The sequence below is a fragment of the Bordetella hinzii LMG 13501 genome, from assembly GCF_001548475.1.
GTDB classification, from domain to species: Bacteria; Pseudomonadota; Gammaproteobacteria; order Burkholderiales; family Burkholderiaceae_B; genus Bordetella; species Bordetella hinzii.
In genome coordinates, this window is record NZ_LRUJ01000006.1 from 67,103 (window position 1) to 92,075 (window position 24,973).

Sequence of the window (24,973 nt, forward strand, 5' to 3'; positions counted from 1 at the left end):
TCAATGAAAATTCCGGCTTCGCGCTTGCAGGCCGTCTTCGTCGAGCTGCTGCAATAGGGCGGACAGGTCCACCAGCCGCTGCGCCACGAGGTTGCGGACGTTGTCGACGTTTTGCCAGGTGCCATAGACGCCGAGCAGCACGGCGCCCAGCAGTTCGCGGCGCTGGCGCTCGATGAGGTCGTTGCGGACCACCACGTTGACCGGACCGGTTTCGTCTTCGATGGTGACGAAGATGGTGCCCTTGGCGGTCTGGGGGCGCTGGCGCACGGTGACGATGCCGCAGGCGCGCGCCAGGCGGCGGTCCGGATAGGTATTGAGTACCTCGGCCGGCTCGAAGCGGCGGGCGGCCAGCTGGGCGCGCAGCAGCGAGACCGGATGGCGATTCAAGGTCAGCCCGGTGCTGTCGTAGTCGGCCACGATGGTCTGGCCTTCGGAGGGGGCGGCCAGCCGGGGGCGTTCGGTTTCATGGATGGGCGCGTCGCGCAGCAGGTCGCGGCTATGCACGCCGGCGGCGGATTGCCAGCGGGCCTGGCGGCGATGCCCGGCCAGCGGGCGCAGGGCGTCGGCGGCCGCCAGGGCGTCGAGCTCCTGGCGGTTCAGGCCGGCGCGCCGCCCCAGGTCGGCGATGTCGGCATAGGGCTGTTGCTGGCGGGCGGCCTCGATGCGCAGCCCCGCGGCTTCCTTCAGGCCATTGACCTGGTTCAGGCCCAGGCGCACGGCCGGACGGGCCTGGCCGGGCAGGGCCTTGAACGAGGCTTCCCAGCGGCTTTGGGTGATGTCGACCGGCAGCACCGTCACGCCATGGCGGCGGGCATCCTGCACTAATTGCGCGGGCGCGTAAAAGCCCATGGGCTGGGAATTCAACAGCGCGGCAAGAAAGGCTTCGGGTTCATGGCATTTGAGCCAGGCGCTGGCATAGGCCAGCTGGGCGAAGCTGGCGGCATGGCTTTCCGGAAAGCCATATTCGCCAAACCCCTCGATCTGGCGGAACAGCGCTTGGGCGAATTCCAGGCTGTATTGGTTCTTGAGCAGGCCGTTGATGAGCTTCTGGCGGAATTTGTCGACCCCGCCCTTGCGCCGCCATGCCGCCATCGAGCGCCGCAACTGGTCGGCCTCGCCCGGCGTGAAGCCGGCGGCGGCCACGGCGATCTGCATGACCTGCTCCTGGAAGATGGGCACGCCCATGGTGCGCGCGAGCACCGCTTCGACGGCCTTGCCGGGAGAGACGATGTCTTCCTTGCGCTGGCGGCGGCGCAGATAGGGGTGAACCATGCCGCCCTGGATGGGGCCGGGGCGCACGATGGCCACCTGCACCACCAGGTCGTAGTAGCAGCGCGGCTGCAGGCGCGGCAGCATGCTCATCTGCGCGCGCGATTCGATCTGGAAGGTGCCCACGGTGTCGGCGCGGCAGATCATGTCATAGGTGGGCGTGTCGTCTTGCGGGATCTGGTGCAGCTCCAGCGGGGCGCCGCGCCGCCGGCCGGCCATCTCGAGCGCGCGCCGCAGCATGGACAGCATGCCCAGGGCCAGCACATCGACCTTCAGCAGATTGAGAGCGTCGAGATCGTCCTTGTCCCACTGCACCACGCTGCGGCCTTCCATGGCGGCGTTCTCGATCGGCACCAGCCGCGAGAGCTTGCCGCGCGAGATGACGAAACCGCCGGGATGCTGCGACAGGTGGCGGGGAAAGCCGATCAGGGTTTCGGCCAGGATGGCCCATTGCCGGGCCACGCGCGAACCCGGGTCCAGCCCGCACTGGCCCAGGGTGCGCAGCATTTCCTTTTTGCCGTCCCACCATTGATGGGCGCGCGCCACGGCGTCGATGATGGCCGGGTCCAGGCCGAGTGCGCGGCCGGTGTCGCGCAGCACGCTGCGCGGCCGGTAGGTGATGACCACCGCCGTCAGCGCGGCGCGCGGGCGGCCGTATTTGCCATAGATGTACTGGATGACTTCTTCGCGGCGCTGGTGCTCGAAATCCACATCGATATCGGGCGGCTCATTGCGTTCTTTGCTGATGAAGCGCTCGAACAGCGCATTGCCCTTGCTGGGATCCACCGCCGTGATGCCCAGGCAGTAGCAGACCGCCGAATTGGCCGCCGAGCCGCGCCCCTGGCAGAGAATGCCCCGGCTGCGCGCATGGCGCACGATGTCGTGCACGGTCAGGAAATAGGCTTCGTATTGCAGCTCGGCGATCAGCGCGAGTTCTTTCTCGATGAGCCCCCGCACCGATTCGGGAATCCCGCCGGGAAAGCGTCCGGCCGCGCCTTCGTAGGTGGCGTGGCGCAGATAGGAGGTGGGCGTATGGCCGGCCGGCACGATTTCGTCGGGGTATTCGTAGCGGATTTCGTCCAAGGAGAAATCGCAGCGCTGCGCGATGACCTGGGTCTCGGCCAGGGCGGCCGCCGGATAGAGCCCGGCCAGGCGCAGGCGCGAACGCAGGTGGCGCTCGGCATTGGCGGCCAGGTCATAACCGCATTGCGCCACGCTGCGGCCGCTGCGGATGGCGGCCAGCGTGTCGTGCACGGGCTTGCGCGAGCGCACATGCATCTGCACCTGGCCGATGGCCACCACGGGCAGGCCGGCCGATTGCGCGGCGGCCTGCACGGCGGCGCGGTGCAGGTCATCGCGCGAGCGCTGCAATTGCGACAGGCCGACCCAGGCACGGCCCCGGAAGTGGCGCGCCAGCCATTGCGCCTGCGCGGCCATCTCGGCGGGAGGCTGGCCATAGGCGGGCGTGAGGATGGCAAGACAGCCCGGTATGCCGCGCGAGGCCTGGGCGCCGACCAGGTCGGCGGGGCGCAGCAGATAACGGCCTTTCTCGGCGCGGCAGCGGCCCAGGGTGATGAGTTCGGCCAGATTGCCATAGCCGTCCTTGTCCTGGGCCAGCAGGACGAGTTCGATCGGCGCGTGCGTGCCGTTGTCCAGCGACAGGCGGCTGCCGATGATGAGCTGCAGGTCCCGGTGCTTGGCGGCCTCGACATGGGCGCGCACCACCCCGGCCAGCGAGCACTCATCGGTGATGGCCAGCGCCGTATAGCCGAGTTTCACGGCGCGTTCGACCAGCTCTTCGGGATGCGAGGCGCCCGTGAGAAAGCTGAAATTGGATTGGCAATCCAGTTCGGCGTAGGCGGGCAGCAAGGAGGCGGGCAAATCGGTGGCCATGGCGCTATCTAGGCGTACAACCCGTGCAGGAACCAGCGTTCGCCATGCTCGCGGTACAGCCAATAGCGGGCGCCGGCCTCGTCTTCGGCCACGAAGTAATCGCGCTGGGTCTGCGCGGCGTCCCACCAGCCGCTTTCGATGCGTTCGGGGCCGCGCAGCAGGCGCAGGGGCTGGCCCTGGTAGACAGGGCGATGGCCGCGCTCGGCCAGGGCGCGGGCGGGCTCGACCAGCCAGAAGGGACGGTCCAGGGGGCCGGCGGGCTGGCTATCGCGCACACGGGCGCGGTGATGGGCGGGTTGCCAGTGATTGGCGACTTCGGGGCGATGGTCGGCCTGGGGCGCGGGCTGGCGCACGGCCTCCGGTCCCAGGCGCGCGGCCAGCAGATCCAGCAGGCGGGCATGGTCGGCGGCATTGCCGCCCGGTTCGGGGAAGAGCGTATCGCTGACCGCCTCGGGCTCGACGGTTTCATGCGCGGACAAGGCCACGGCGATGACGGGCGCGGCCAGTTCAAGGCGGTCCAGGCGTTCGCGCAGCAGGCCCAGCAGATGGCGGCTGTGCCAGACCGGCTCGGCCATGGCCAGGGTGAGCAGCGAAGGCGGACGGGCGCGGCGGCCGCGTTCGTGTTCGAGCGCGAGCGTGATGGCGCGCACGGCGCGCCGGCGGCCATGCAGCCAGCCGCTGAGCTGCTCGGTCAGCCGGGCGGCCACGTCCATCAGGGCATGGGTATGCTCGACGTAGTCCATGAGTTCGAGGCGGGCGGCAAAGCGCGGCGGCGGCTCGAACCAGCAATGCGCTTCGCTGGCCTGCCCATAGGCGCGGTCCAGCGCCAGCAGCAAGGCGGGGCCGGCGCGGCGTTGCAGGCCGCCCCGCGGCAGGGCGCGCACATCGGCCAGGCTGTTGCAGCCCAGGCCTTGCAGCCACGCGGCCTGAGGCTGGGTTTCGGGCAGCAGGGCCAAGGGCAGCGGGTCCAGGCGGCGCGCCAGGCTGTCCAGGCGCAAGGCGCCGGCGGCCGCGCCCCGGGCCAGGAGCCAGGCGCCCTGGGCCGTCGGCCCCATGCCCAGCCGGCCATGCAGCCCGAGCGCGGCCAGGCTGGCCCGCACGCGCCGGGCCAGGGCCCGGGGGCCGCGAAACAGCTGCAGGCTGGCGCCGACATCCAGCAGCAGGCTGTCGGGTTCGCGCAGCGCCAGCTGCGGGGTGTATTGCAGCAGGGCCAGCGCGGCCTCGTGCAGGCGGCGCGTCTCGGCGTGCGCATCGCGCGCCAGCAGTTCGGCCCCGGGCGCCAAGACCAGGGCGCTGGCGCGCCGCATGCCGATCTCCAAGCCCGCCCGGCAGGCCGCCGGCGAAAGCGCGACGATGCGCTCCTGCTCCAGGATGGCGCAGCAATGGCCGGGCTCAGGCCACCGGGCTTGCACGCTGTCCAGAGACAGATGATGGAGATGGATGGCGATCCAGAGTCGCATGAGAAGCCATGACGTGGGCCGCGCGGGGGGCAGACCCGTCCAGCGGCAGGAAAATCGGTGTCTCGCACACCGGGCCGCGGCGCTTGAGAATATGTATGGACAGGCCGCCGGGCGCCGGCGCCAGCGCCAGCCGCAGCGGCGCGGGCGAGGCGCTGTGCGCGGCCTGGGCCGGGCGCAGCGCGAAGAACAGCGTGTCGCTGGCCTGGGCGGCCAGATGCAGCCGGCGCAGGGACTCGGGGCGGGCCTGGGGCAGCCAGCACAGCAGGGCCGCGCAGCTGGCGTGCTTGAGGATCTGTTCGGCGGCCCACAAGGCGTCGCCCGCCTTGGCCGGCGCCACCCACAGCAGGCGCTCGGGCGCGAGCCGCCATTGCCGCCAGGCGGCGATATGCGGCGTGAAGGGCGGCTGCACCAGGGCGACCGGGCGCTCATCGCCGCGTCCGGCGATGGCCGTGGACACAAGGCGCAGTTCGCCGCTGCCGGCATGAGGCAGGAGCAATTCGGTCAGGCAGCCCAGGGGCCAGCCGCCTTCGGGCAATTGCGCGGACAGCTCGGCGTGGCCCGTGGGCACCACGCGCGCGCGGGCCCGGGCCAGCTGCGTGGCCCGCCAGAGCGCGGGGTGGATATGTTCGGGCGACGGCATGGCCGGTGTTCCTGTATTACTGTATGAATATACAGTAAATCATACCGGAAAGCCGCCAAGCCGGTCGGCACCAAAATGGTGCCAAATGGCTGCGCCAAAGTCGGGAGGCCCGGGCCCGCGCCGTGCTCCAAAGGGGAGGCGAAAGAGGGGCGGAAGAGGAAGGCGATGCGCCGGGTCCGGCTTGGCACGCTTCCTGCTTGGGGAGGCTTATCTGTTTCCACTCACCCTGCAAGAGGAGCAGTCATCATGGCCCACCTTCCCGAGAAGATCGTCGAGCTTTCGCGCCGCGTGGAAAAAATCTCCAATGACAAGATCTCCAGCATCGTCGACATCAATCAGCAAGCCAAATACCTCTCCCTGAACGCCCGCATCGAGGCCGCGCGTTCCGGGGAGGCGGGACGCGGCTTCGCGGTCGTGGCCAACCAGGTGCAATTTGTCTCCGAGCAGATCACCAGCATCGCCGATGCCCTGAAACAGGAGCTGGCCGGCTCGATTGCCGACCTGATCCGCATCGGCGAGCACACCTTGCAGGAAATCCGCGGCCATGAAGGCCGGCGCCTGGGCGACCTGGCCTTGAACATGATAGAGACCATGGACCGTAACCTCTATGAGCGTTCCTGCGATGTGCGCTGGTGGGCCACCGATTCCTCGCTGGTCGACCTGCTGTCGTCCGGCCAGGGCGCCCGCCACGCCAGCGAGCGGCTGGGCGTCATCCTGGACAGCTACACCGTCTATCTCGATCTCTGGGTCGCCGATGCGCGGGGGAGGGTGGTGGCCAGCGGCCGCCCCGGGCGCTATCCGCGCGTGATGGGCGCCGACGTGTCGCAGGCCGAGTGGTTCCGCCGCGGCATGGCCACCGCCAGCGGCGGCGATTACGCCGCGCTCGACATCCATTGCGAACCGCTCCTGGACAACGCCCAGGTCGCCACCTATGCCACGGCGGTGCGCGCCGGGGCCGACCGCGACGGCGAGCCGCTGGGTGTGCTGGGTATCTTCTTCGACTGGGCGCAGCAGGCCGATACCATCGTGCGCTCGGTGGGCCTGAGCGAGGAAGAATGGCGCCGCACGCGCTGCATGCTGGTCGACAGCAAGGATCGCGTCATCGCCGCCTCGGATGGCCAGGGCCTGCTCAAGGAGCGCTGCCTGCTGCGCAATGAAGGACAGCCTCGCGGCTATTACCAGAACGCCGATCGCAGTATGGTGGGCTATGCGCTCACGCCGGGTTATGAAACCTACCCCGGCCTGGGCTGGTACGGGGTCATCGTCCAGCACCCGCGCCGCGAATTCGAATGAGCGGGGATAGAATGGGAACTCATGGGGCCTTGCCCCGAGCGACACCGGATCCGCATCATGAATACACCCGTCGGCACCGCCATCGAGTTCCTGCCCGAGCCGCAAATCGACGTTAAACAGCTCTTCATCCTGTTGCACGGCGTGGGCGGCACGCCGGACGGCCTGGAAAGCATGGCCCTGGCCATCCGCCAGGCCTTCCCGGCCTCGGCCGTGCTGATCCCGGCCGGCACCGAGCCGTTTGACGGCGGCGGCGCCGGCCGGCAGTGGTTTTCGGTGCGCGGCGTCACCGAGGAAAACCGCGTGGCGCGCGTGGCGGCGGCCCTGCCGCCGCTGGTGGCCTATATCCAGGCGCAGCAGCAGCGCCTGGGCCTGCTGCAATCGGATACCGCCCTGGCGGGGTTCTCGCAGGGCGCCATCATGGCGCTGGAGGCCGTGCAGGCCCACGAAGGCCTGGCCGGGCGGGTGCTGGCGTTCTCGGGCCGCTATGCCCAGCTGCCCAAGGCCCCGCCGCAATACACCACCATCCACATCCTGCACGGCGCGACCGATCCGGTCATGCCGGTGGCGCTTGCCCAGGCCGCCCACGCGCGGCTCGACGAGCTGCATGGCGATGCCACCATCGACATCGCCAGCTCCGTCGGCCATGAGCTGCATCCGGCCCTGGTGCAGCGCGGCATCGTGCGCTTGCAGACCTGCGTGCCCCTGCGCAGCTGGGAGGCCGCGCTAGGCCTGAACCAGGCCCCGCCCGACGGCAGCACCGTGCATTGAGACGCCGCGGTGTCTGGCGCCGCTTTATTGCGGCGCATCCGTTTCCCAGCCGCCGCCCAGGGCCAGGAAGAGCGCGATCTGGTCGGTCGACAGGCTGGCCTGCGAGGCGGCCAGCGCGCTCTCATTGCTGGCCAGCGTGCGCTCGGCGTCGAGCACGGTCAGATAATCGGTCTTGCCGAGCTGGAACAACTGCCGCGCCTGGCGCGCGGCCAGGGCGCTCTGGTCGCGCGCGGCGCGCAGCGCGGCATCGCGGTCCAGCTGGCGCGCATAGGTGACCAGCGCGCTCTCGGTTTCGCGCAAGGCATTGAGCACGGTGCCGTCAAAACGGGCCAGCGCCGCCTTGGTCGAGGCCTGCGCCTCGGCGATGCGGGCCTGGACCGCGCCCGTATTGGGCAGTGTCCACGTGATGAGCGGGCCCACGCTCCAGCTGAAGGTGCCGCGGTCGCCGAACATCGTGGCCGGGCCGCCCGAGGCGCCGGACAGGCCCAGCGAGATCTTGGGATAGAGATCGGCCGTGGCCACGCCGATGCGCGCGGTGGCGGCGGCCAGGCTGCGTTCGGCCTGGCGGATGTCGGGACGGCGGCGCAGCAGCGCCGCGCCATCGCCCACCGGGATGGTCTGCGCCAGGCGTGGCGGCTGGGCGCATTGCAGCAGGGTCTGCGGCAGTTCGGCCGGCGCGCGTCCGGTCAGGGCGGCCAGGCGATAGAAGGCCGTGCGTTGCTGGGCCTCGAAGGGCGGCAGATTGGCCTGCAATTGTTCCAGCTGGCTGCGCGCGCGCGACAGGTCCAGCGACGTGCCGCGTCCGGCCTGCTGCAGACGCTGCACGGCATCGAGCGATTCGCGCTGCACGTCCACCGAGTGCCGCGCCGAGGCCAGCTGCATGCCGGCCGAGCACAGGTCGGCATAGGCGCGCGCGGTCTCGGCGACCACGGTCACGCGGGCGGCGTCATAGGCGGCCTGGGCGGCCTGTTCATCGCCCCGGGCGGCCTCGATGGCGCGGCGGATCTGGCCGAAGAGATCCACCTGATACGAGATGCTGGCGCCGCTGGAATATGACCAGCGGTCCTGCGGGCGGACATCGGGCTGCAGTTCCTGGATGCCCGAGACATGGCCGAAAGTCGGCGAGGCGTTCACGCCCAGCGTGGGCGATTGCTGCGCCTGGGCTTCGCGCGTCATGGCCTGGGTGCGCTCCAGGTTGGCGGCGGCCACGCGCAGGTCGGTGTTGGCCGCCAGCGCCGCTTCGACCAATTGGTCGAGCGCGGGATCCTGGTACAGGCGCCACCAATGCGGCGGCAGGGCTTGCTGCGGGTTGGAGGCGGCTTCGGCGAAGGGCGCTTGCGCCGCGGGCCGCTGGGCCACCGCGTCATCGGGCACGCGATAGTCGGGGCCGACGGCGCCGCAACCCGCCAGCGCGAGCGCCAATGTCAGCGGGATCAAGGTTCGGATATTCATGGCGGGACTTCGGATTCAAGAATCGGTCGGGTAGAACAGCTCAGTGCCTGGCGGCCAGGGCCGCGGTATCGATGGCCACGGTGGCCGTCTGGCCGGCGACCAGGCGCACGCCCTCGGGCACTTCGTCGATATGCACGCGCACCGGGATGCGCTGGGCCAGCCGCACCCAGTTGAAGGTCGGGTTCACATTGGGCAGCAGGTTGGCGCTGGTGCTGCGGTCGCGGTCGGCGATGCCCATGGCCACGCTTTCCACATGGCCGCGGATCTGCCGCGATTCGCCCATCAGCGTGACCACCACCGGATCGCCTTCGTGGATATTGGGCAGCTTGGTTTCCTCGAAATACCCCTCGACGTAGAAAGAACCCGCATCGACCAGGGCCATCACGGCCCGCCCGGCGCTGGCATAAGAGCCCACGCGCAGGTCCAGGTTGGTGACGCGGCCGTCGACGGCGGCCAGCACGCGGCTGCGCTGCAGATTCAGGCGGGCGACATTCAACTGCACCTCGGCCTGGGCCAGCGCGGCCTCGCTTTGCTGCAGGCGCGTCTGGCTCTGCTCCAGCGTCTCGGCCGATACCAGCTGGCCCAGGGAACGGTTGCGCTTGACGTCGCGCGCGGCCTGTTCGCGGGCCACCTGCTGGGCGCGCACGGCGGCGTCGGCCTGGTCGAAGGCCAGCTGGAATCGGGCGCGGTCGATCTCGAACAAGGTGTCGCCGGCCTTGACGTCCTGGTTGTCCTGGACCGGCACGGCCGTCACCAGGCCGGACACATCCGGGGCGACCTGCACGACATAGGCCTTGACGCGGCCATCGCGGGTCCAGGGTTCGACTTCGTAGTGAACCCAGAGTTGCCACCCGGCATAGACCGCGGCGAGCACGGCAAGCGCGGTGACGGCATATCTGCCGAGCGCGGCCGGACGGAGCGAGTTAGGGAGTTTCATACTGCTATCTCTGGAAGAAATAAGGGGAAATCAGGTAGACGCCATACAGCAGCACCACGGCCAGCGCGAGGTCGAACAGGGCCGGATGCCAGACGAGGCGATAGAAACCCGCGCGGGCGAGCACGCGCCGCAGGACCCAGCTCAGCAATAGCGCCGGCAGCGCCAGCACCAGCAGCCAGGGGAAATAAATGCCGTAGAAATTGAATTCGCCTATCATTTTTCTCAGCCCTCCTGGACAGCCATCAGAGGACGGTAAGCCTGGGCATCGGGGAAAAACGCGCGCCGGATGCCCACCAGCGCCACCACGGCGCGCTCGCGCGCGGCCTGCCCCGAGTCGGGCGTGGCGCACACGCTTTGCAGCGCGCGGTCGATATGGGTCAACAAGGCCGGAGAGCGTTCGCCGTCCTGGCCCGAAAGTCGTTGGCGGAAACACTCGGCCAGGCCGCGCAGCACCGGCTGGATGGCCGCGTCGGCCACGGGCAGATGGCGCCGCGCGCGCTGCAGTTCGGCGATGTCCTTGCCCACGCGCAAATCCTTCAAGGCGTCATCGGCCAGCTGGTCGTCGCGGCGCTTGGCCATGGCCAGGCGCGGCTGCAGCAGGCCGATGCGGTCCAGCAGGCGGGCGGCGAAGGCCTGGCGTCCGACCACGCGGTGCGCGCCGGCCAGCGCGGCCAGCTCTTTCCAGTTGGCGCTTTGCAGGCGGCGCGCGCTCCACTCCACGCTGACGGTGCGAAAGACCGCGGCGATGATGGCCGCCAGCGCCACGCCGATACACTGGGCCAGCGTGGTGTCCAGGAAGGACACCAGGTCCGCGGTGTTGGTGTCGTGCAGGGCCAGCGTGCCCGTCAAGCCGAAGAACACCGCCATGGCCTTGGCCGCCGTCGTGGGCCGCGCCAGGAAGATGCCGGTCACGAAGGCCACCGGAAATAGCGACAGCGCCAGCATCTCGAAAGAATGCACGGCCGGCATGATGCCCAGCAGATACAGCGCCGACAGCGGGATGGAATAGATGGTGTAGGTCAGGAATTGCATGATGCCGGGCACGGGGTCGTCCTGGGCGGCGAAGAAACAGCTGAAGATGGCCGCCATCAGCGCGGCCGTGGCCCCATTGCTCCACGCCGTGCCGATCCAGAACAGGCAGCACACCGAGATCGCCAGGCCGGCGGCCAGCGCCGACAGCAGGGCCAGGCCGTGGTCGCGGTGCAGGGCCGGGCCGCGCGTGAGGCGGCGCGCCGAGATCCGCGGCTTGCCTTGCAGGCCGGCGCGGATATCCAGGCGCAGCGCCAGGCAAGCGTCATAGGTGTCGACCAGTTCGCGCAGGCGCACCACGAGGCTGGTCAGCAGCGCGTCGTCCCAGTCGGATTCGGCCTGGATGGCGGGCGCCAGCCGCGTGAGGGCGGCGCGCAGGCGCACGGCTTGCTCGCGGGTGGCATGGGCGCTGTTGTCCATCCAGGCCGAGATCTCGTCCATGACCGCGCGCACGGGGGGCGGCAGCTCGCGGCCGGCGGCCGCCAGCGCCTGCAGCCGGTCTTCGACGGCCGAGACGGCGGGCGTCAGGGCGATGATGTGGTCCTGCATGGCCGCCAGGGCATTGGCCGTCCAGCGGATATTGCCGGTGTCGAACGGCACATGGGTCGCCATCAGGCGCAGCTGGGTGATGTCATTGGCCAGCGTGCGGCGGTCCTTGGCGCCTTTTTTCTCGTCGCGTTCGCCCACGCGCTTGATGACCTCCTGGATCCAGCTGCGGGCATCGCGCACCGTGGCGTCCAGCCGGCCCATCAACGGCCGGCCGATGCCGCGCGGAAACACCAGGCTATGCGCCAAGGTGGCGCAGATGATGCCCAGGCTGATTTCTTCCACGCGGGCCAGGGCGGTATCGAACACCGTGGCCGGGTCGCTCACGCTGGGAAAGCCGATCATGGCCGCCGTGTAGCCGGCCAGCATGAACAGATAGGAGCGCGGCGTGCGGTCCAGCACGGCGATGTACAGGCAAAGGCCGACCCAGAGCACCATGGCCAGTGTCATGAGCACGGGGTAGTTCGCCAGGCGGGGCACGGTATAGACCGTCATGGCCGAGCCGAAGAAAGTCCCGCCCAGGCGATACACCGCCTTGGAGCGCACGGCGCCCGACCAGGGCTGCGAGACGACATAGGCCGTCGTCATGGCCCAGAAGGGGCGCGGCAGGCCGATGCTGTACGACAGGTACAGCGCCGAAATCGCGCCTGCGAAGCACTTGAGCGAAAACATGGCCTCTTCGAGGCTGGGCAGTTTCATCGCTGGAAATCCTCCCGCGAGACGGCCGATTCGCGTCCCAGGGCGCTCTTGAGCTGCTCGAAGACGCGCAGGCAGGTGTCCAGGTCCGCTTCGGGAATGTCCTTGAAGATCTGGCGGCGCAGCTGCACCAGCACGCCCTCGACCTGTTCGCGCAGGGCCTGGCCGGACGCGGTCAGGTGCACCGTCTTGGCCCGCCGGTCCTGGGCATCCTCGCGGCGCTCCAGCAGGCCGGCGGCCACGAGGTGGTCCAGCACGCGCACCAGCGAAGGGCCTTCGACACCCAGGGCCTCGGCCAGGGCGCCTTGCCGCACGCCGTCGCCCAGGCGGCCGGTCAGGATGACAGGCCAGGCCGTGGCCTGGGACAGGCCGAAGTCGGCCAGCGCCTTGTCCGCGGCGCTGCGGTAGGCGCGCGAGAGCACCATGAGGTTTGCGGTCATGGCCATGAGTTGGGAATCGGTGTTCATGAATCGCATTGTATCCTATTTAGTAGGAAGCTAATAAATAGGAAATCGCAATAATTCCCATGGATTCCGGCTATGGGTGGAAAGCTGACTCAGGAATGAAAAAAGCGCCGGATCGGCGCTTTCGGTCGGGGGCTCAGGCGCCGTCGCAGTCGGCCCAGCAATTGGGGGTTTCGAACAGGCGCACGCGCGCCAGCCGCAGATGGTGGCCGTAGGCGTCCTGATAATGGGGCGCGAGCTGATCGAAGATGATGGCCGCCAGGTTCTCGGCCGTCGGGATGCGGTCCAGCACCACGGTCTTGTGGCCGGGCAGGGTGGCCAGGAAGTCGCGCACGGCCGTGTCGCCCTCATAGACCAGGAAGGCATGGTCCCAGACATCGACCACATGCGTCTTGGCGATGTGCTTGATGTCGGAGAAGTCCATCACCATGCCGGTATCGGACTGCCCGGGCGTCTGCACGACGTCGCCGGTCAGGGTGATCTCCAGCACATAGCGATGGCCATGCAGGTTGCGGCACTGGCTGCGGTGATCGGGGATGCGGTGGCCGGCATCGAACTCCAGCCTGCGGGTGACGGAAATCAACGGCCACCCCCGCGGGTGAATCGGACAATCATGGAATGCCTATGTATTTATGGGTCTGCACGCTCAGGCGCCATTGCGGATGCGCCATGCAATAACTGACCGCCGCTTCGGTATTGGCCAGGCGCAGGGGGCCGTCCATGGGCTGCAGGAAGAAATGCTCGAAATCCAGGCCGGCGAAGGCCTCGGGCGGCGTGTCGGGCTGGGGAAACACCAGCTTGAGCTCCTGCCCGCGCGTCTGCACCACCGGCGCGCGGCCCTTGGGGCTGACGCAGATCCAGTCCACGCCGGGGGGCACGGGCAGGGTGCCGTTGGTCTCGATGGCGATGGCGAAGCCTTGCGCATGCACGGCGGCGATCAGCGCCTCGTCCAGCTGCAGCAGCGGCTCGCCGCCCGTGAACACCACGTAGCGGTCACGGGTCTGCGGCCCCCAGGTCCGGGCGATGGTCTCGGCCAGCGCCTGGGCATCGCGGAACTTGCCGCCGCCCTGGCCATCGGTGCCGACGAAATCGGTATCGCAGAAGGTACAGGCCGCCGTGGCGCGGTCGCTCTCGCGGCCGGACCAAAGATTGCAGCCCGAAAAGCGGCAGAACACCGCCGCGCGCCCGGCCTGGGCGCCTTCGCCCTGCAGCGTCTTGAAGATTTCTTTGGCGGAGTAAGTCATGAAGAACCGGCGGCCAAAGCGCCAGCCGGGAAAATGCAAACCGCCATTTTACCGTCTATGGCCGCCGTCGGCCTATGCCGGCCATCGCCCGCCCAGGGCGCGCGTGGCCTGGGCGGCGCTGGCCTGCACCAGCTTGGACATTTTCTTGATGGCCGTGGCGGTAAAGCGCTCCTGGGGCCCGGACAGCGAAATGGCGCCGCGCATTTCATTGTCGGGGCCGAAGACCGGGCTGGCCACCGCCGCGCAGGCCGGATCGCGCTCGCCCATGGAGGTCAGCACCAGGCCGGCCTGGCTGGGCGATTCGCCTCGCAGCAGGTAGGCGGCGATCAGCCGGCCGGCCGCGCCCTTGGCCAGGGGCAGCAGGTCGCCCACGCGGATGCGGTCCAGGGTGGAGTGGTGGGAATCGACCCGCAACAGGCAGATGCGCGTATCGGCATCGTGATAGGCATGAAAGGACGCGCTTTCAGTGCCCTGGTCCACCAGGGCTTGCAGCAGCGGCTGCAGGGTCTCGGCCAGGCGGTAGGTGTCCTCGTAGGCGCGTCCCAGCGTGTGGGCATACAGGCCCAGCGCATACCGCCCATCGGGGCGCCGCGTCACCAGGCTGTATTTCTCCAGCGAGACCATCAGCCGCAGCAAGGTGCTCTTGTAGAAACCCGTGGCGCGCGACAAGTCGGCCAGGCTGATGGGCTCGGTGCGTTGGGCGATGGCGTCGACAATGGCGAGGGCGCGCTCGACGGCGGCCACGCCATCGCTGGCGTCGGAAGGGGCGGCAGGGCTCATGGATAGCAAGGCATCAGGGTTCAGGGCGGCGGCATTCCCGGGCCCTGGCGGTCCGGGGACTCGCGCGCGGCGTCGATCAGCTGGCTGATGACGGGCCAGTAGCGTTCGCCCAGCCCTTGCGCGAGCGCGGCCTCGAACCAATGATCCACATTGCGGGCGCCGTTGGCGGCAATCCCGGTCTGCTCGGCAAGGCGCAGCGCGTAGTTCAGGTCCTTGCGGGCATAGGTGACCGGGAAGGCTTTCTCGGGAAAGTCACCGGGCAGGATAGCTTTTAGGCCGTGGTTGCGCAATGCGAAGCTGTCGGCCGAGCCGCGCGTGAAGGTCTCCAGGATGACCTTGGGGTCCACGCCGGCGCGCCGCGCGATGCCGCGCGCCTCGGCCAGCGCGGTCACGGTCTCGAACAAGACCATGTTGTTGAGGATTTTCACGACCTGGCCGCTGCCCACGCCGCCGCAAAGCGTGATCTCCTCGGCAAAGGTGGCGATGAGCGGCCGCACCTGCTCGAAGACGTCGGCATCGGCGCCGACCATGACCGACAGCTTGCCGGCCTCGGCGGCGGCGCGGGTGCGCGCCACCGGCGCGTCGATGAAGATGGCCTGTCTGCGCGCGAAGGCCTCGGCCAGGCGGCGGGTGGTGTCCACCGCCGATGTGCTGGTGTCCACGATGACCTGGCCCGGACGGGCCAGGGCCAGCAGGCCCTGCTCGCCCTGCACGACTTTTTCAACCACCTCGCCCGAGGGCAGGGACAGGAAGATGATGTCGCAGTCGCGCGCGATGCCGGCGGCATCGGCGGCCTGCACGCCATGCGCGGCCAGGCGGGCCAAACCGGCGGGGTTCTGGTCGCAGCCCATGACGGGCAGGCCGGATTTCTGCGCCAGATTGCGGCAGATGGGTTCGCCCATCACGCCCAGGCCGATGAAGCCGGCACGTTTGAAAGTCGTCATTGCAGTTCCTTGGTCAAGTGATCCGATGCCTACATGGCGAAGTAAACGCCTTTGCATTGCTGGTACAGCCGCAAGCCGTCGACGCCTTTCTCGCGTCCGATGCCGCTTTGCTTGTAGCCGCCGAATGGCGTGGAGATGGAAAGCTGTTTGTAGGTGTTGATCCAGACGCTGCCGGCCTGCAGCTGGCGCGCCACGCGCCAGGCCCGTCGGTAGTCCGCGGTCCAGATGCCGGCGGCCAGGCCATACACGCTGTCATTGGCCTGCGCCAGCAAGTCGTCCTCGTCGTCGAAGGCCAGGACCACCAGCACCGGCCCGAAGATTTCTTCGCGCACCGCTTCGGCGTCGGCCGGCAGGCCGCCGATGATGGTGGGCTCGTAAAAGGCGCCCCGCGCCAGGCGTTCGGCCTCAGGCCGGCGTCCGCCCGCCAGGATCTCGCCGCCCTGCTCGCGGGCGCGGGCCACCATGGATTCGATCTTCTCGCGATGCGCGAAAGAGGCGATGGGCCCCATGCCGGCGCCCGGCGCATCCGGCAGGTCGACCTGGATGGCGCGCGTGCGGGCCAGCAGTTTCTCCAGGAAGGCCTGCTGGATGCCGCGCTGGACCAGCAAGCGCGATCCGGCCACGCAGGATTGCCCGCTGCCCTCGAAGATGCCGCCGACGACGCCTTCGACGGCGGCATCCAGGTCGGCGTCGGCGCAGACGATGTGGGGCGACTTGCCGCCCAGCTCCAGCGCCACCGGCATGAGTTTCTCGGCCGCCGCCCGCGCGATGGCGCGGCCGCTGGCCGTGCCGCCGGTAAACGACACCATGCGCACATCCGGGTGCTCCACCAGCTGCCTGCCCGCGCCGCCACCCAGTCCGGTGACGACATTCAGGATGCCCGCCGGCAGCCCGGCCTCCAGGGCGATGCGGCCCAGTTCGAGCGCGGGCGCTGACGTGACTTCGGAGGGCTTGAGAACCACCGCATTGCCCGCGGCCAGCGCCGGCGCCACTTTCTGCGCCTCCATGGTCAGCGGCGAGTTCCAGGGCGTGATGGCGGCGATCACGCCATAGGGCTCGTACCGGGTCATCGATAGATAGTTGCCGCGCGGCGGCGTCAGCTCCGCGCCCAGGGTCTCGCATACGCCGGCGTAATAGCGGAAGGTGGCCGCGGCGCTGGCCACCTGGGCCTGGCATTCGCTCCAGATCTTGCCGTTTTCCAGCATCTGCAGGCGCGCCAGCGTCTGGGCGTTGCGGTCCATGCCGTCGGCGATGCGGCGCAGCAGCGCGGCGCGTTGATGCGGCAGCATGTCGCGCCATGATGGCCGCTCCGCGGCGCGCCGGGCGCTGGCCACGGCCGCGTCGACCTGGGCGGCGCCGGCCGCGCCGATCTCGAAATTGGGCTGGCCGGTGGCCGGGTTGGTCGTGACGAAGGCGCTGGCGGCGCTCACCCATTGGCCATCGATGAGCATGGGTTTGGCGAGGATGTCGGACATGGTTGTCTTTTCAGTGTTGGGCGTCCAAGGACACCAGGTTATCCAGCGCCTGGCCATGCAGCCATCGCTTCAGGTTGGCAAGAAAGATCTCGGCGATGCGCGCGTGGCGGCCCCGCGTATCGCCGGCGCTATGCGGCGAGAGCAGCACATTGGGCAGCTCCCACAGCGGCGAGGCCGCCGGCAGCGGTTCGACCTCGAAGACATCCAGATAGGCCGCTTCCATGCGCCCGCTTCGCAGGGCATCGATGAGCGCGGCCTCGTCGACCACGCCCCCGCGCGCGATATTGATGAAGGAGGCATGCGGCGCAAAGCGGCGCAGGACCGCATCGCTGAACAAGCCTCGCGTCTGCGGCGTGAGCGGGCAGGCCGCCACCACCCAGTCGGCGGTGGCGACGGCATCGCCAAGCTCGTCCAAGGTCCCCATGGCATCGAAGGGCGCGGCCGCGGCGGCGGGGCTGCGGCGCAGGCCATGCGTGCGCATGCCCAGGGCCTGGCATAGCCGGGCAAGGTGGCTGCCTATCCGGCCGCAGCCCACGATGAGCACCTTTTCTCCCCTGAGCTCGCGCGGCTCGCCGGGGCCTGAGCGCAGGTTCAGCCAGGTGCGGGTGCGCTTGGCTTCGACCCAGAGCGGCAGGCGGCGCGACAGGGCCAGCAGTCCGGTCAGCGCGCTCAGCGCGACCGTTTCGCTGGCCGCGCCCGCGGCCGTCGTGATGGCGACGCCCCGGCCGGCCAGCGCCTGGTACACCGGACGATCCACGCCGGCCGAGGGCACTTGCAGCCAGGCCAGGCCGGGCGCGCGCAGCAGAAGGTCGCAGAAAATCTGCATCGAGGGTTCATGGACGTCGCGGGTCGAGCCGCCCAGCACGTCGCTGGACAGGAAGGCGATACGGACATCCTCGAGCTGGGCATCGGAAAGATCGGGGGCGGCGACGGCGATGCGCCAGGCCGCGCCGGTCAGCGTGGCGATGTCGCGCCGGTAGCGGGAGGCGATGGCCTCGGACAGCAAGAGTGTCGGCATGGTTTAACTGCGGTAGGAGTCGTCGCGTCGGTCGAGCATGCGCAGCATGGCCGGCCATTCGAGGATGCCGTAGGGCTTGCGCGTGTCCGGGGTGTCGGCGCTGGGCTGCAGCCGGAGCTGGTCGTTGGTCTTGCGGATCACCTGGGCCTCGGGAATGATGATCCGGCTGTTGCAGCTCATGGCCTTGACCTGGGTGCGGCAGGCGCGCTCAAGGCGATAGATGTTGTTGAAGGCCTCCTGCACGGTCCTGCCCACGGCCAGCAGGCCATGGTTCTTCAGGATCATCACCTCGGCGTCGCCCAGGTCGCGCACCAGCCGTTCGCGCTCGTCCTCATCCACCGCCACGCCCTCGTAATCGTGGTAGGCCACCTTGCCGAAACGCATGGCTGTCTGGGTGATGGGCAGCAGCCCGCATTCCAGCGCGGAGATGGCCATGCCGTCCGGCGTATGGGTATGGATGACGCAGCCGATCTCGGGCCGGGCCGCATGGATGGCGCTATGGATGACATAGCCGGCCTTGTTGATGGAGTACTCCTGCCAGGGGTTGTACAGGATGTTGCCTTCGATATCGACCTTCAGCAGCGAGGACGCGGTGATTTCCTCGTACATCAGGCCGAAGGGATTGATGAGAAAAGCTTCTTCATCGTCGGGCGCGCGCGCCGAGATGTGGTTGTAGATCATGTCGCACATGTCGTAGTGATCGACCAGGCGGTAGCAGGCCGCGAGATCGACCCGCGCGGCCCATTCGCGCTCGCTGAAAGGCGCGTGCGCGCCGGTGTTGTCAGCCATGTTCCTGTCTCCTTGGTTTATTGCAGCTGGGCGCCCGAGATGCGAACGATCTCGGCCCACTTGTCTTTCTCGGCTGCCAGCAGCGCCTGCATCTGCGCCGGGGTGTTGGGCGCGGGGATGGAGCCTTGCTCGCGCAGGATGCCCTGCATGCGGTCGCTGGCGATGGCTTTCTGGACCGCCTGGTTCAGTGTGGCGACGACCTCGTCGGGCGTGCCCTTGGGCACCAGGATCCCGTTCCACAGCGACACCTCGAAACCGGGAATCTTCTCGCTTACGGCCGGTGTGTCGGGCAGGGCGAAGGCGCGCTCCGGCGTCGTCACGGCCAGGGCCTTCAGCTTGCCCGCCCGGATATAGGAAATGACTTCGACCAGCGGCGCGAACATCATGTCCACCCGTCCGCCTATCAGGTCGGTGAGGGCCGGCGCCCCGCCTTTGTAGGGCACATGCGTCAGCTCGATGCCCAGCTTGTTGGCAAACAGGGCGCCGGCCAGATGCTGGCCCGTGCCCGAGCCGGCGGACGCATAGGTCAGCGGCGTCTTGGCCTGCCTGGCCATGTCGATCAGCTCGGACAGCGAGCCAGCGGGGTTGCCTTCGCCGACCACCAGCACGTTGGGGATGCGGGCGATGCGCGAGACCGGCTTGAAATCCTTGAGCAGGTCATAGGGCAGGTTCTGGTACAGCGCCATATTGGCGATCAGGCCGCTGGGCGCCATGAGCAGGGTGTAGCCATCGGGCTTGGCGCGGGCCGCATAGTTGGCGCCGATATTGCCGGCCGCCCCGGCGCGGTTGTCAATGATGACGGTCTGGCCCAGCACCTTGCCCATCTGCTCGGCCACCAGGCGGGCCGTGGCATCGGTGCTGCCGCCGGCCGGATAGGGCACGACCATGGTCATCTCCCGCTCGGGATAGGCGGGGCCGGCGGGACCGGCATGGGCGGCGGAACTGGCCAGGCACGCGGCGGCCATGAGCGATAAGACCTTGGTAAACATGGGGAGTCTCCTTGAGTGTTCTGTTAGACAGAACAATAGTTATGTTTGTCAGAACAGCATAAGAGCGCGGGCGCCGGGTGTCAATCGCGGCGCGATGCCGGGCATCGAACAGGAGGTCTTGCCAGGGCCGGCCCGCGGACGGCGCGGGCGTGGTTCAATTCAGGTTTGACCGGCCGGGCGCCATGGCGATGCTGCACATTCAGGATTCCCTCTATCTCGACGAACGCGAACTGGACTTCGGCATGATCCGGGCCCAGGGCGCGGGTGGTCAGAATGTCAACAAGGTGGCCAGCGCGGTGCATCTGCGCTTCGATGTGCGCGCCTCGTCCCTGCCCGACGCGGTCAAGGAAGCGGTGCTGGCGATGCCGGATCGGCGCCTGTCCAAAGAGGGGGTGCTGATCATCAAGGCACAGGCCTATCGCAGCCAGGACAAGAACCGCGCCGAGGCGGTCGAACGGTTGCTGGCCGTATTGCGCCAGGCCCTGGTGAAGGCGCCGCCGCGCCGGGCGACGCGGCCCACCCTGGCGTCGCAGCGCCGCCGCGTGCAGCGCAAGGTGCAACGCGGCGACATCAAGCGTCTCAGGGGCCGCGTGGGCGAGGATTAGGCCAAGGCGGGGTAGCTGAAAAGCGTGAAGTGCGCGGTGTTCAGCAGCAAATGCGCCAGGACGGCCGCGGCCAGCCCGCCCCGGTGATAGGCCCAGCCATAGAAGAGACCCGCCAGCGCGGCCAGGGCCATGAGGCTGGGGCCGCCGGCGAAATGCGCCAAGCCGAAGAGCAGGGCGGCCAGCAGGCAGGCCGGCGCGGCCCCGAGGCGCGGCGTGAGCTGCCGCTGCAGATACGCGCGGAAAAAGGCCTCTTCGGCCAGCGTCACGAGCAGCGCGTTATTGACCAGCCACAGCCATCCTTGCGCGGGCCAGCCCGGCGCCCAGGCGATCGCGCCCGCATACCAGGCCAGCCCTAGGCAGGCCAGCGCCGCGCCCAGCGCCGCCGCAAGACCCGTGCCCAGGCTGTGGCGCCAGCCATGGCGCAGCAGGGGCGGCGTCATGACGCACAACACCCACCATGCGGCCAGCGGCTTGTCGAGATTGAGATACATGCGCAGCGGCGCCGAACCCGGCTTGAGCACGCCGTCGATGACCAGCGGGTTGCGAAAGCCGGGCAGCAGATGCAAGGCCAGCGCGAGCGCCGTGAAGATGAAGAGGACGTGGCCGGCCAGCGCGATGGCCGTGCTGCCTTGGCGTTGCAGCGCGGCGCCGGCCAGCAGCAGGCCGAAGGCCAGGAGCGCCGGCGGCAGCAGCCATTGCTGCCAGGCGGCCAGGCCCAGGCCGGCCAGCAGCAAGACCGCGCCCGGCTTGCGCGCCGCGGGCCACCACAGCAGGGCATAGGCCGGGAAAAGCAGCATCCAGGGCAGCAGGGAGGCGGTCATGCGGTTTTGTCCGGGTAAAGCGGCATTGTAGGCAGGGCGCGGCGGCGGGCCGCGCGGCCAAGGAAAAAATGCGCGTGAATCGCGCCGGTGCTAAGGTGTGGGCAGCCCGGCAGGTGCCGGCGAAAGGACGGCGCATGACCCATATTGCCTTGTTGATGGTGGCGGCGGCGATGCTGCCCCTGGTGGCCTCGATTGCCAGCAAGGCTGGCGGCCGGGGCTTCGATAACCGCGACCCGCGTCCCTGGCTGGACGCGCAGCAAGGCTGGCGCGGGCGGGCCAATGCTGCCCAGGCCAACAGCTTCGAGGCCTTGCCCTTCTTTTTTGCGGCGGTATTGTTCGCGCTGTATACGCAGGCCGCACCGGCGCACCTGGCCGTGCTCATGGGCGCCTGGGTCGTGGTGCGTCTGGTCTACCTGGCCCTTTATGTGGGCGGGTACGGCACGCTGCGCTCGCTGGCCTGGCTGGCCGCGCTCATCCTGAATATCCTGATCCTGTTCGCGGGGCGCTGAGGCCGCCGCGCGCGGCCCGGCACGGCGGGCTTACTGCCATTCGAACATGGCGCGCGCGGTGCCCGAGGCGCCGACGGCCACGCGCTGGACCTTGTCCTGGCCGTTGGCGCTGGCTTTGATGGTGTAGCTGCCGGCCGGCAGGTTGGCCAGCAGATAGGGGCCTTCCGATACGGTCTTCAGGACGACATGGCCCTGCGCATCGCGGACCTCGACCGGGATGTCGGCGAGGTATTGGGCCGGGCCGCCGGGGGCGCGCTGCGCAAAGGTGAGCATGAGGCGGTACTGGCCGGCCGCGGCCTTGATGGCATCGGATTGCCCTTCGCCTATGCCGCCCGACAGAAACTGCACGTCTCCCTGGTGGTGGGTTTGCGGCAGGTTGGCAAGGTGGCCGTCATGATGCGGCTGGGCCAGGGCGGCGCCGCTGGCGGCCATCAGGCCGGCCGCGGCCAGGGCGGCGATCATCGCGCGTTCGCGGGTTTTCTTCATGATAGAGACTCCTCTGAAGAGAGCGGCCGCCACCGGACTGCGCGCCTGCGCAACCCGGTGACGATCGCAGGCCTTATTGGATCATCCGCGGACGGCGAAGTTCGCCGCCCGGAGGGTTTCGGATCGATTCATGAGGCCCGGAAGGCCAGGTCGGTCTCGCCGGCCAGGCGCGCCTCGGGCGTGAATCTGCGTTCGTGCAGCTCGCCTTCGCCATTATCGCGCCAGAGCAGCACCGTGGAGCAGCGCGTGCCGTAGTCGGGGCTGACAATGAAAGGACTGCTCAACAGGCGTTCGCGCGCCAGGGGCAGGCCGGTACGCGGCAGCGAGGCATCATCGGCCGGCTCGCGATCGTCCAGCGCCGCGAACAGCGCTGGCAGGTTCGGCTGGGGACCCCGGTCCAGCACGCGCGCCACCGAGGCTTTCAGGCGCACCAGTTTGGGCCAGGGGGTATCCAGCAGATGATTGGACAGCGCATAGACGCCGTGGGCCAGATAGCGCGGCGCGGTTCCCCGGTTGCTGTAGTACCAGGCCCCTTGGGCATCGCCCACGACGAGGTTGAAGCCGTTGTAGCGCGCCCCTTCGCGCGCGACATCGGCGATGTAGTCGCGCGCAGCCATGCCGCCGCCGAGATAATGCTCGACCAGCGCGCCGCGCGAGGGCGCGCCCGGGACCTGCCGGCCGACCTCGCGGTAGTTGGTGATGACGGCGTAGCGGCCGTTGTCAGCCGCGCCCATCCAGGTGCCGCCGGCCCGCAGATCGCGTCCGGCGTACAGGCGCGGCTCGCCAGGCCAGGCCATGGCCGGCGCGGTGGGGCGCTCATGGAATTCATCGCGATTGGCGGCGATGAGTACCGGTATCCCGGGCACGTGGTTCAGGGCGATGACGGCCAGGCACATATCAGGCGCGCACGAAGGCAGCGAGTTCGGGTTGGGCGATGCGGAAATAATCGTCGGTGCGCATGATGATGGACGCATCCAGGCGGCCCGCATTGAAGACGATCTCGTCGTGGCGCTGGCGCAGCGTGGGATCGACGAGCAGATGCAGGCCGGGGTTGAAGGAAAAGGGCGGGATGGCGCCGATTTCGCAGCCGGTGAGTTCGCGGGCCAGTTCATGGGAGGCCAGCGCCGCCTTCTTGCCGCCCGCGGCCCGGGCGATGGCCTCCAGGTCGGCCTGGGCGTCGGCCGGAAACACCGCCAGCACATGCTTGCGCTGGGTGGAGCTCATCTTGATGCGGCAGACCAAGGCCTTGGCGCCCTGGCTGACCTCGGTGCCGCGCAGGGCGGCGACTTCGACGGACTTGCCGGCGGCCGGGTGGCGCAGAAGGCGGAAAGGCGCCGCCTGTGCGGTCAGCAGGTCCTGCAGTTGCTCAAAGACGTCCATGTGGGAGAAGAAGGGCCGGAACAGCCTCCATCATACGCCCGGCTCGGCGGGCGCCTCGTTCCACCAGCCGCCGCCCAGGGCGTGCATGAGCGCGGCCGTATCGGTGTAGCGGCTGGTCAGCGCCTCGATGCGGTCGCGGCGCGCGGCCAGCAGCTGGCGCTGGGCATCCAGCAGCGCCAGCTGGCTGATGCCGCCCTCGCGGTACTGGCGGCTGGCGGTGGCGTAGACGGCCTCGGTCTGGGCCTCGGCCTCGCGCCGCCGCGTGAGCGCCTGGGCATCGTGCTCGAGCGCCCGCAGGCTGTCGGCGACCTGTTGCCAGCCCTGCAGAACCGTGTCGCGATAGGCTGCCGCCGCCGCCTCATAGGCGGCTTCGGCGCCGCGTTTGCGGGCCCGCAGTTCGCCGCCCCGCCACAGCGGCTGGGCCAGGCCCAGCCCGAGATTCCAGATGTTGACGCCATTGCCCAGGTCGCCGGCGTGCGTGCGCTGGGTGCCGAAACCGGCGCTCAGCGTCAGGCGCGGATAGAGATTGGCGGTGGCCACGCCGACGTCGGCGGCGGCGCGGTGCCAGGCCGCTTCGGCGGCCAGGATGTCGGGGCGCTGCCGCGCCAGCGCCGACGGCACGCTGACCGGCACCTCGGCCGGCAGCGCCAGGCCGGCCAGCGTCAGGCCGGTATCCGGCAGCGAGGCCGGATCGCGGCCCAGGTAGACGGCCAGTTGGTGCGTGCTGCGCGCCAGCGCCTGGCGCAGCGCCGGCAGCTGGGCTTCGGTCTGCGCCGCGAGCGCGGCCTGCGCGCGCCATTCGCGTTCCGAGACCGCGCCCGCATCGAGCCGCTTGCGCACGATGCGCAGTTGCTCGCGCTGCGCCTCGGCCAGGGCCGTGGCGGCCTGCAGCGTTTCGCGCTGGCCGGCCTGGCGGATGGCGGTCGTGACCACATTGGCCGCCAATGTCATGCGGGCCGCCTGCCATTCATAGGCCGCGCGCTCGGCCTCGGCCGCATAGCCCTCGACGGCGCGCCGCTCGCCGCCCCAGGCGTCCAGGGTATAGGCCACCGAGATCGAAGCGTTATACAGCGTGAAGGGCGGCGGTTGGGGCACGGCGATCCCCATCGAGGAGGGATCGACGCGCTGGCGCACGCCCGACAGGCTGGCGTCGACGGCCGGCAGCAGGCGTGCGCCGGCCTCGGCGTTGACGGCTTCGCGCGCCTGCGCGAGCTTGGCGCGCGCCTGGGCCAGCGTGGGGCTGTCGGCCAGGGCCTGGCGCACCAGCCCGTCCAGGACCGGCGAGCGGAAGAGCTGCCACCATTGCGCCGGCACGTCGGCGCCGGCGCGCAGCGTCTGCGCGTCGCCGTCCTGGCCCACGCGGGCAGGGAGCTCCAGCGGCGCGGCCTCGGAGACGGGGCGCTGGAAATCGGGGCCCGCGGCGCAACCGGCCAGCAGCAGGACCAGCCCGGGGAGGTATTTCGCGAACGAAGCATGAATGGCCATG

General features: G+C 69.3%; 25 protein-coding genes. 4 read left to right on the forward strand and 21 right to left on the reverse strand.

All coding sequences use genetic code 11. From position 1 onward, the window contains the following. The 3 genes from AXA74_RS05895 to imuA are packed head-to-tail and all read right to left on the reverse strand — an operon-like array spanning position 1 to position 5,262. Complete coding sequence (locus tag AXA74_RS05895; RefSeq protein ID WP_032979645.1) at positions 1-3,162, reverse strand: error-prone DNA polymerase; 3,162 nt, start codon at positions 3,160-3,162, stop codon at positions 1-3. A gap of 8 nt (positions 3,163-3,170) precedes the next feature. Further along, positions 3,171-4,622 (reverse strand): Y-family DNA polymerase, encoded by a 1,452-nt coding sequence (locus AXA74_RS05900; protein WP_032955697.1) that lies wholly within the window; start codon positions 4,620-4,622, stop codon positions 3,171-3,173. Continuing rightward, complete coding sequence (imuA, locus tag AXA74_RS05905) at positions 4,555-5,262, reverse strand: translesion DNA synthesis-associated protein ImuA (protein ID WP_029580687.1); 708 nt, start codon at positions 5,260-5,262, stop codon at positions 4,555-4,557. The genes AXA74_RS05900 and imuA overlap by 68 nt, the downstream gene beginning before the upstream one ends. Before the next feature lie 246 nt (positions 5,263-5,508). On the opposite strand from imuA, the gene AXA74_RS24770 reads away from it, so the two are divergent. Beyond that, positions 5,509-6,555: a methyl-accepting chemotaxis protein gene (locus AXA74_RS24770; RefSeq protein WP_029580688.1), complete on the forward strand. Its 1,047-nt coding sequence runs from the start codon at positions 5,509-5,511 to the stop codon at positions 6,553-6,555. Between the two features lie 57 nt (positions 6,556-6,612). Then, positions 6,613-7,323: an esterase gene (gene ypfH / locus AXA74_RS05915; RefSeq protein ID WP_029580689.1), complete on the forward strand. Its 711-nt coding sequence runs from the start codon at positions 6,613-6,615 to the stop codon at positions 7,321-7,323. Between the two features lie 24 nt (positions 7,324-7,347). Here the strand turns inward: ypfH and AXA74_RS05920 are convergent, their stop codons facing one another. The 13 genes from AXA74_RS05920 to AXA74_RS05980 form a co-directional block, all read right to left on the reverse strand. After that, a complete protein-coding gene (locus AXA74_RS05920; protein WP_029580690.1) occupies positions 7,348-8,775 on the reverse strand; it encodes an efflux transporter outer membrane subunit in 1,428 nt (475 codons plus the stop codon). Positions 8,776-8,815: 40 nt separating this feature from the next. Further along, positions 8,816-9,712 (reverse strand): efflux RND transporter periplasmic adaptor subunit, encoded by an 897-nt coding sequence (locus tag AXA74_RS05925; protein ID WP_029580691.1) that lies wholly within the window; start codon positions 9,710-9,712, stop codon positions 8,816-8,818. A 4-nt stretch (positions 9,713-9,716) separates the two neighbouring features. Next, positions 9,717-9,929, reverse strand: a complete 213-nt coding sequence (locus AXA74_RS05930) for a DUF1656 domain-containing protein (protein WP_029580692.1) — start codon at positions 9,927-9,929, stop codon at positions 9,717-9,719. Between the two features lie 5 nt (positions 9,930-9,934). Continuing rightward, on the reverse strand, positions 9,935-11,986 hold the full coding sequence (locus tag AXA74_RS05935) for an FUSC family protein (protein WP_029580693.1): 2,052 nt from the start codon (positions 11,984-11,986) through the stop codon (positions 9,935-9,937). Then, on the reverse strand, positions 11,983-12,450 hold the full coding sequence (locus tag AXA74_RS05940) for a MarR family winged helix-turn-helix transcriptional regulator (RefSeq protein WP_032955695.1): 468 nt from the start codon (positions 12,448-12,450) through the stop codon (positions 11,983-11,985). The genes AXA74_RS05935 and AXA74_RS05940 overlap by 4 nt, the downstream gene beginning before the upstream one ends. Before the next feature lie 133 nt (positions 12,451-12,583). Continuing rightward, positions 12,584-13,030: a 6-carboxytetrahydropterin synthase QueD gene (gene queD, locus AXA74_RS05945; protein WP_029580695.1), complete on the reverse strand. Its 447-nt coding sequence runs from the start codon at positions 13,028-13,030 to the stop codon at positions 12,584-12,586. A 28-nt stretch (positions 13,031-13,058) separates the two neighbouring features. Further along, positions 13,059-13,691 (reverse strand): 7-carboxy-7-deazaguanine synthase, encoded by a 633-nt coding sequence (gene queE / locus AXA74_RS05950; RefSeq protein WP_029580696.1) that lies wholly within the window; start codon positions 13,689-13,691, stop codon positions 13,059-13,061. Between the two features lie 72 nt (positions 13,692-13,763). Next, entirely contained in the window at positions 13,764-14,471 is a 708-nt protein-coding gene (locus AXA74_RS05955; protein ID WP_029580697.1) for an IclR family transcriptional regulator, read from the reverse strand. 20 nt (positions 14,472-14,491) lie between these two features. Then, positions 14,492-15,415, reverse strand: a complete 924-nt coding sequence (locus AXA74_RS05960; RefSeq protein ID WP_048940069.1) for an NAD(P)-dependent oxidoreductase — start codon at positions 15,413-15,415, stop codon at positions 14,492-14,494. 29 nt (positions 15,416-15,444) lie between these two features. Then, entirely contained in the window at positions 15,445-16,890 is a 1,446-nt protein-coding gene (locus tag AXA74_RS05965) for an aldehyde dehydrogenase (protein ID WP_032955694.1), read from the reverse strand. 10 nt (positions 16,891-16,900) lie between these two features. Next, on the reverse strand, positions 16,901-17,908 hold the full coding sequence (locus AXA74_RS05970) for a D-2-hydroxyacid dehydrogenase (protein WP_032955693.1): 1,008 nt from the start codon (positions 17,906-17,908) through the stop codon (positions 16,901-16,903). Positions 17,909-17,911: 3 nt separating this feature from the next. Then, entirely contained in the window at positions 17,912-18,697 is a 786-nt protein-coding gene (locus tag AXA74_RS05975) for a class II aldolase/adducin family protein (protein ID WP_029580701.1), read from the reverse strand. A 17-nt stretch (positions 18,698-18,714) separates the two neighbouring features. After that, on the reverse strand, positions 18,715-19,686 hold the full coding sequence (locus AXA74_RS05980) for a tripartite tricarboxylate transporter substrate binding protein (RefSeq protein WP_032955692.1): 972 nt from the start codon (positions 19,684-19,686) through the stop codon (positions 18,715-18,717). Between the two features lie 188 nt (positions 19,687-19,874). On the opposite strand from AXA74_RS05980, the gene arfB reads away from it, so the two are divergent. Then, entirely contained in the window at positions 19,875-20,291 is a 417-nt protein-coding gene (arfB, locus tag AXA74_RS05985) for an alternative ribosome rescue aminoacyl-tRNA hydrolase ArfB (protein WP_029580703.1), read from the forward strand. On the opposite strand, the gene AXA74_RS05990 is transcribed toward arfB, so the two are convergent. Further along, positions 20,288-21,112: a CPBP family glutamic-type intramembrane protease gene (locus AXA74_RS05990; protein ID WP_032955691.1), complete on the reverse strand. Its 825-nt coding sequence runs from the start codon at positions 21,110-21,112 to the stop codon at positions 20,288-20,290. The genes arfB and AXA74_RS05990 overlap by 4 nt on opposite strands. Before the next feature lie 134 nt (positions 21,113-21,246). On the opposite strand from AXA74_RS05990, the gene AXA74_RS05995 reads away from it, so the two are divergent. Further along, a complete protein-coding gene (locus AXA74_RS05995; RefSeq protein WP_029580705.1) occupies positions 21,247-21,621 on the forward strand; it encodes an MAPEG family protein in 375 nt (124 codons plus the stop codon). Between the two features lie 30 nt (positions 21,622-21,651). Here the strand turns inward: AXA74_RS05995 and AXA74_RS06000 are convergent, their stop codons facing one another. The 4 genes from AXA74_RS06000 to AXA74_RS06015 all read right to left on the reverse strand — a co-directional run bounded on the left by AXA74_RS06000 (position 21,652) and on the right by AXA74_RS06015 (position 24,972). Next, positions 21,652-22,107, reverse strand: coding sequence for a carboxypeptidase-like regulatory domain-containing protein (locus AXA74_RS06000; RefSeq protein WP_029580706.1), 456 nt, complete (start codon positions 22,105-22,107; stop codon positions 21,652-21,654). Positions 22,108-22,235: 128 nt separating this feature from the next. After that, the gene (locus AXA74_RS06005; protein WP_032955690.1) at positions 22,236-23,003 is read right to left on the reverse strand and encodes an NRDE family protein; all 768 of its coding nucleotides are present in this window, start codon (positions 23,001-23,003) and stop codon (positions 22,236-22,238) included. Between the two features lies 1 nt (position 23,004). Next, complete coding sequence (locus tag AXA74_RS06010; RefSeq protein WP_029580707.1) at positions 23,005-23,487, reverse strand: YbaK/prolyl-tRNA synthetase associated domain-containing protein; 483 nt, start codon at positions 23,485-23,487, stop codon at positions 23,005-23,007. 30 nt (positions 23,488-23,517) lie between these two features. Then, complete coding sequence (locus tag AXA74_RS06015; RefSeq protein WP_029580708.1) at positions 23,518-24,972, reverse strand: efflux transporter outer membrane subunit; 1,455 nt, start codon at positions 24,970-24,972, stop codon at positions 23,518-23,520. Position 24,973 lies beyond the last annotated feature (1 nt).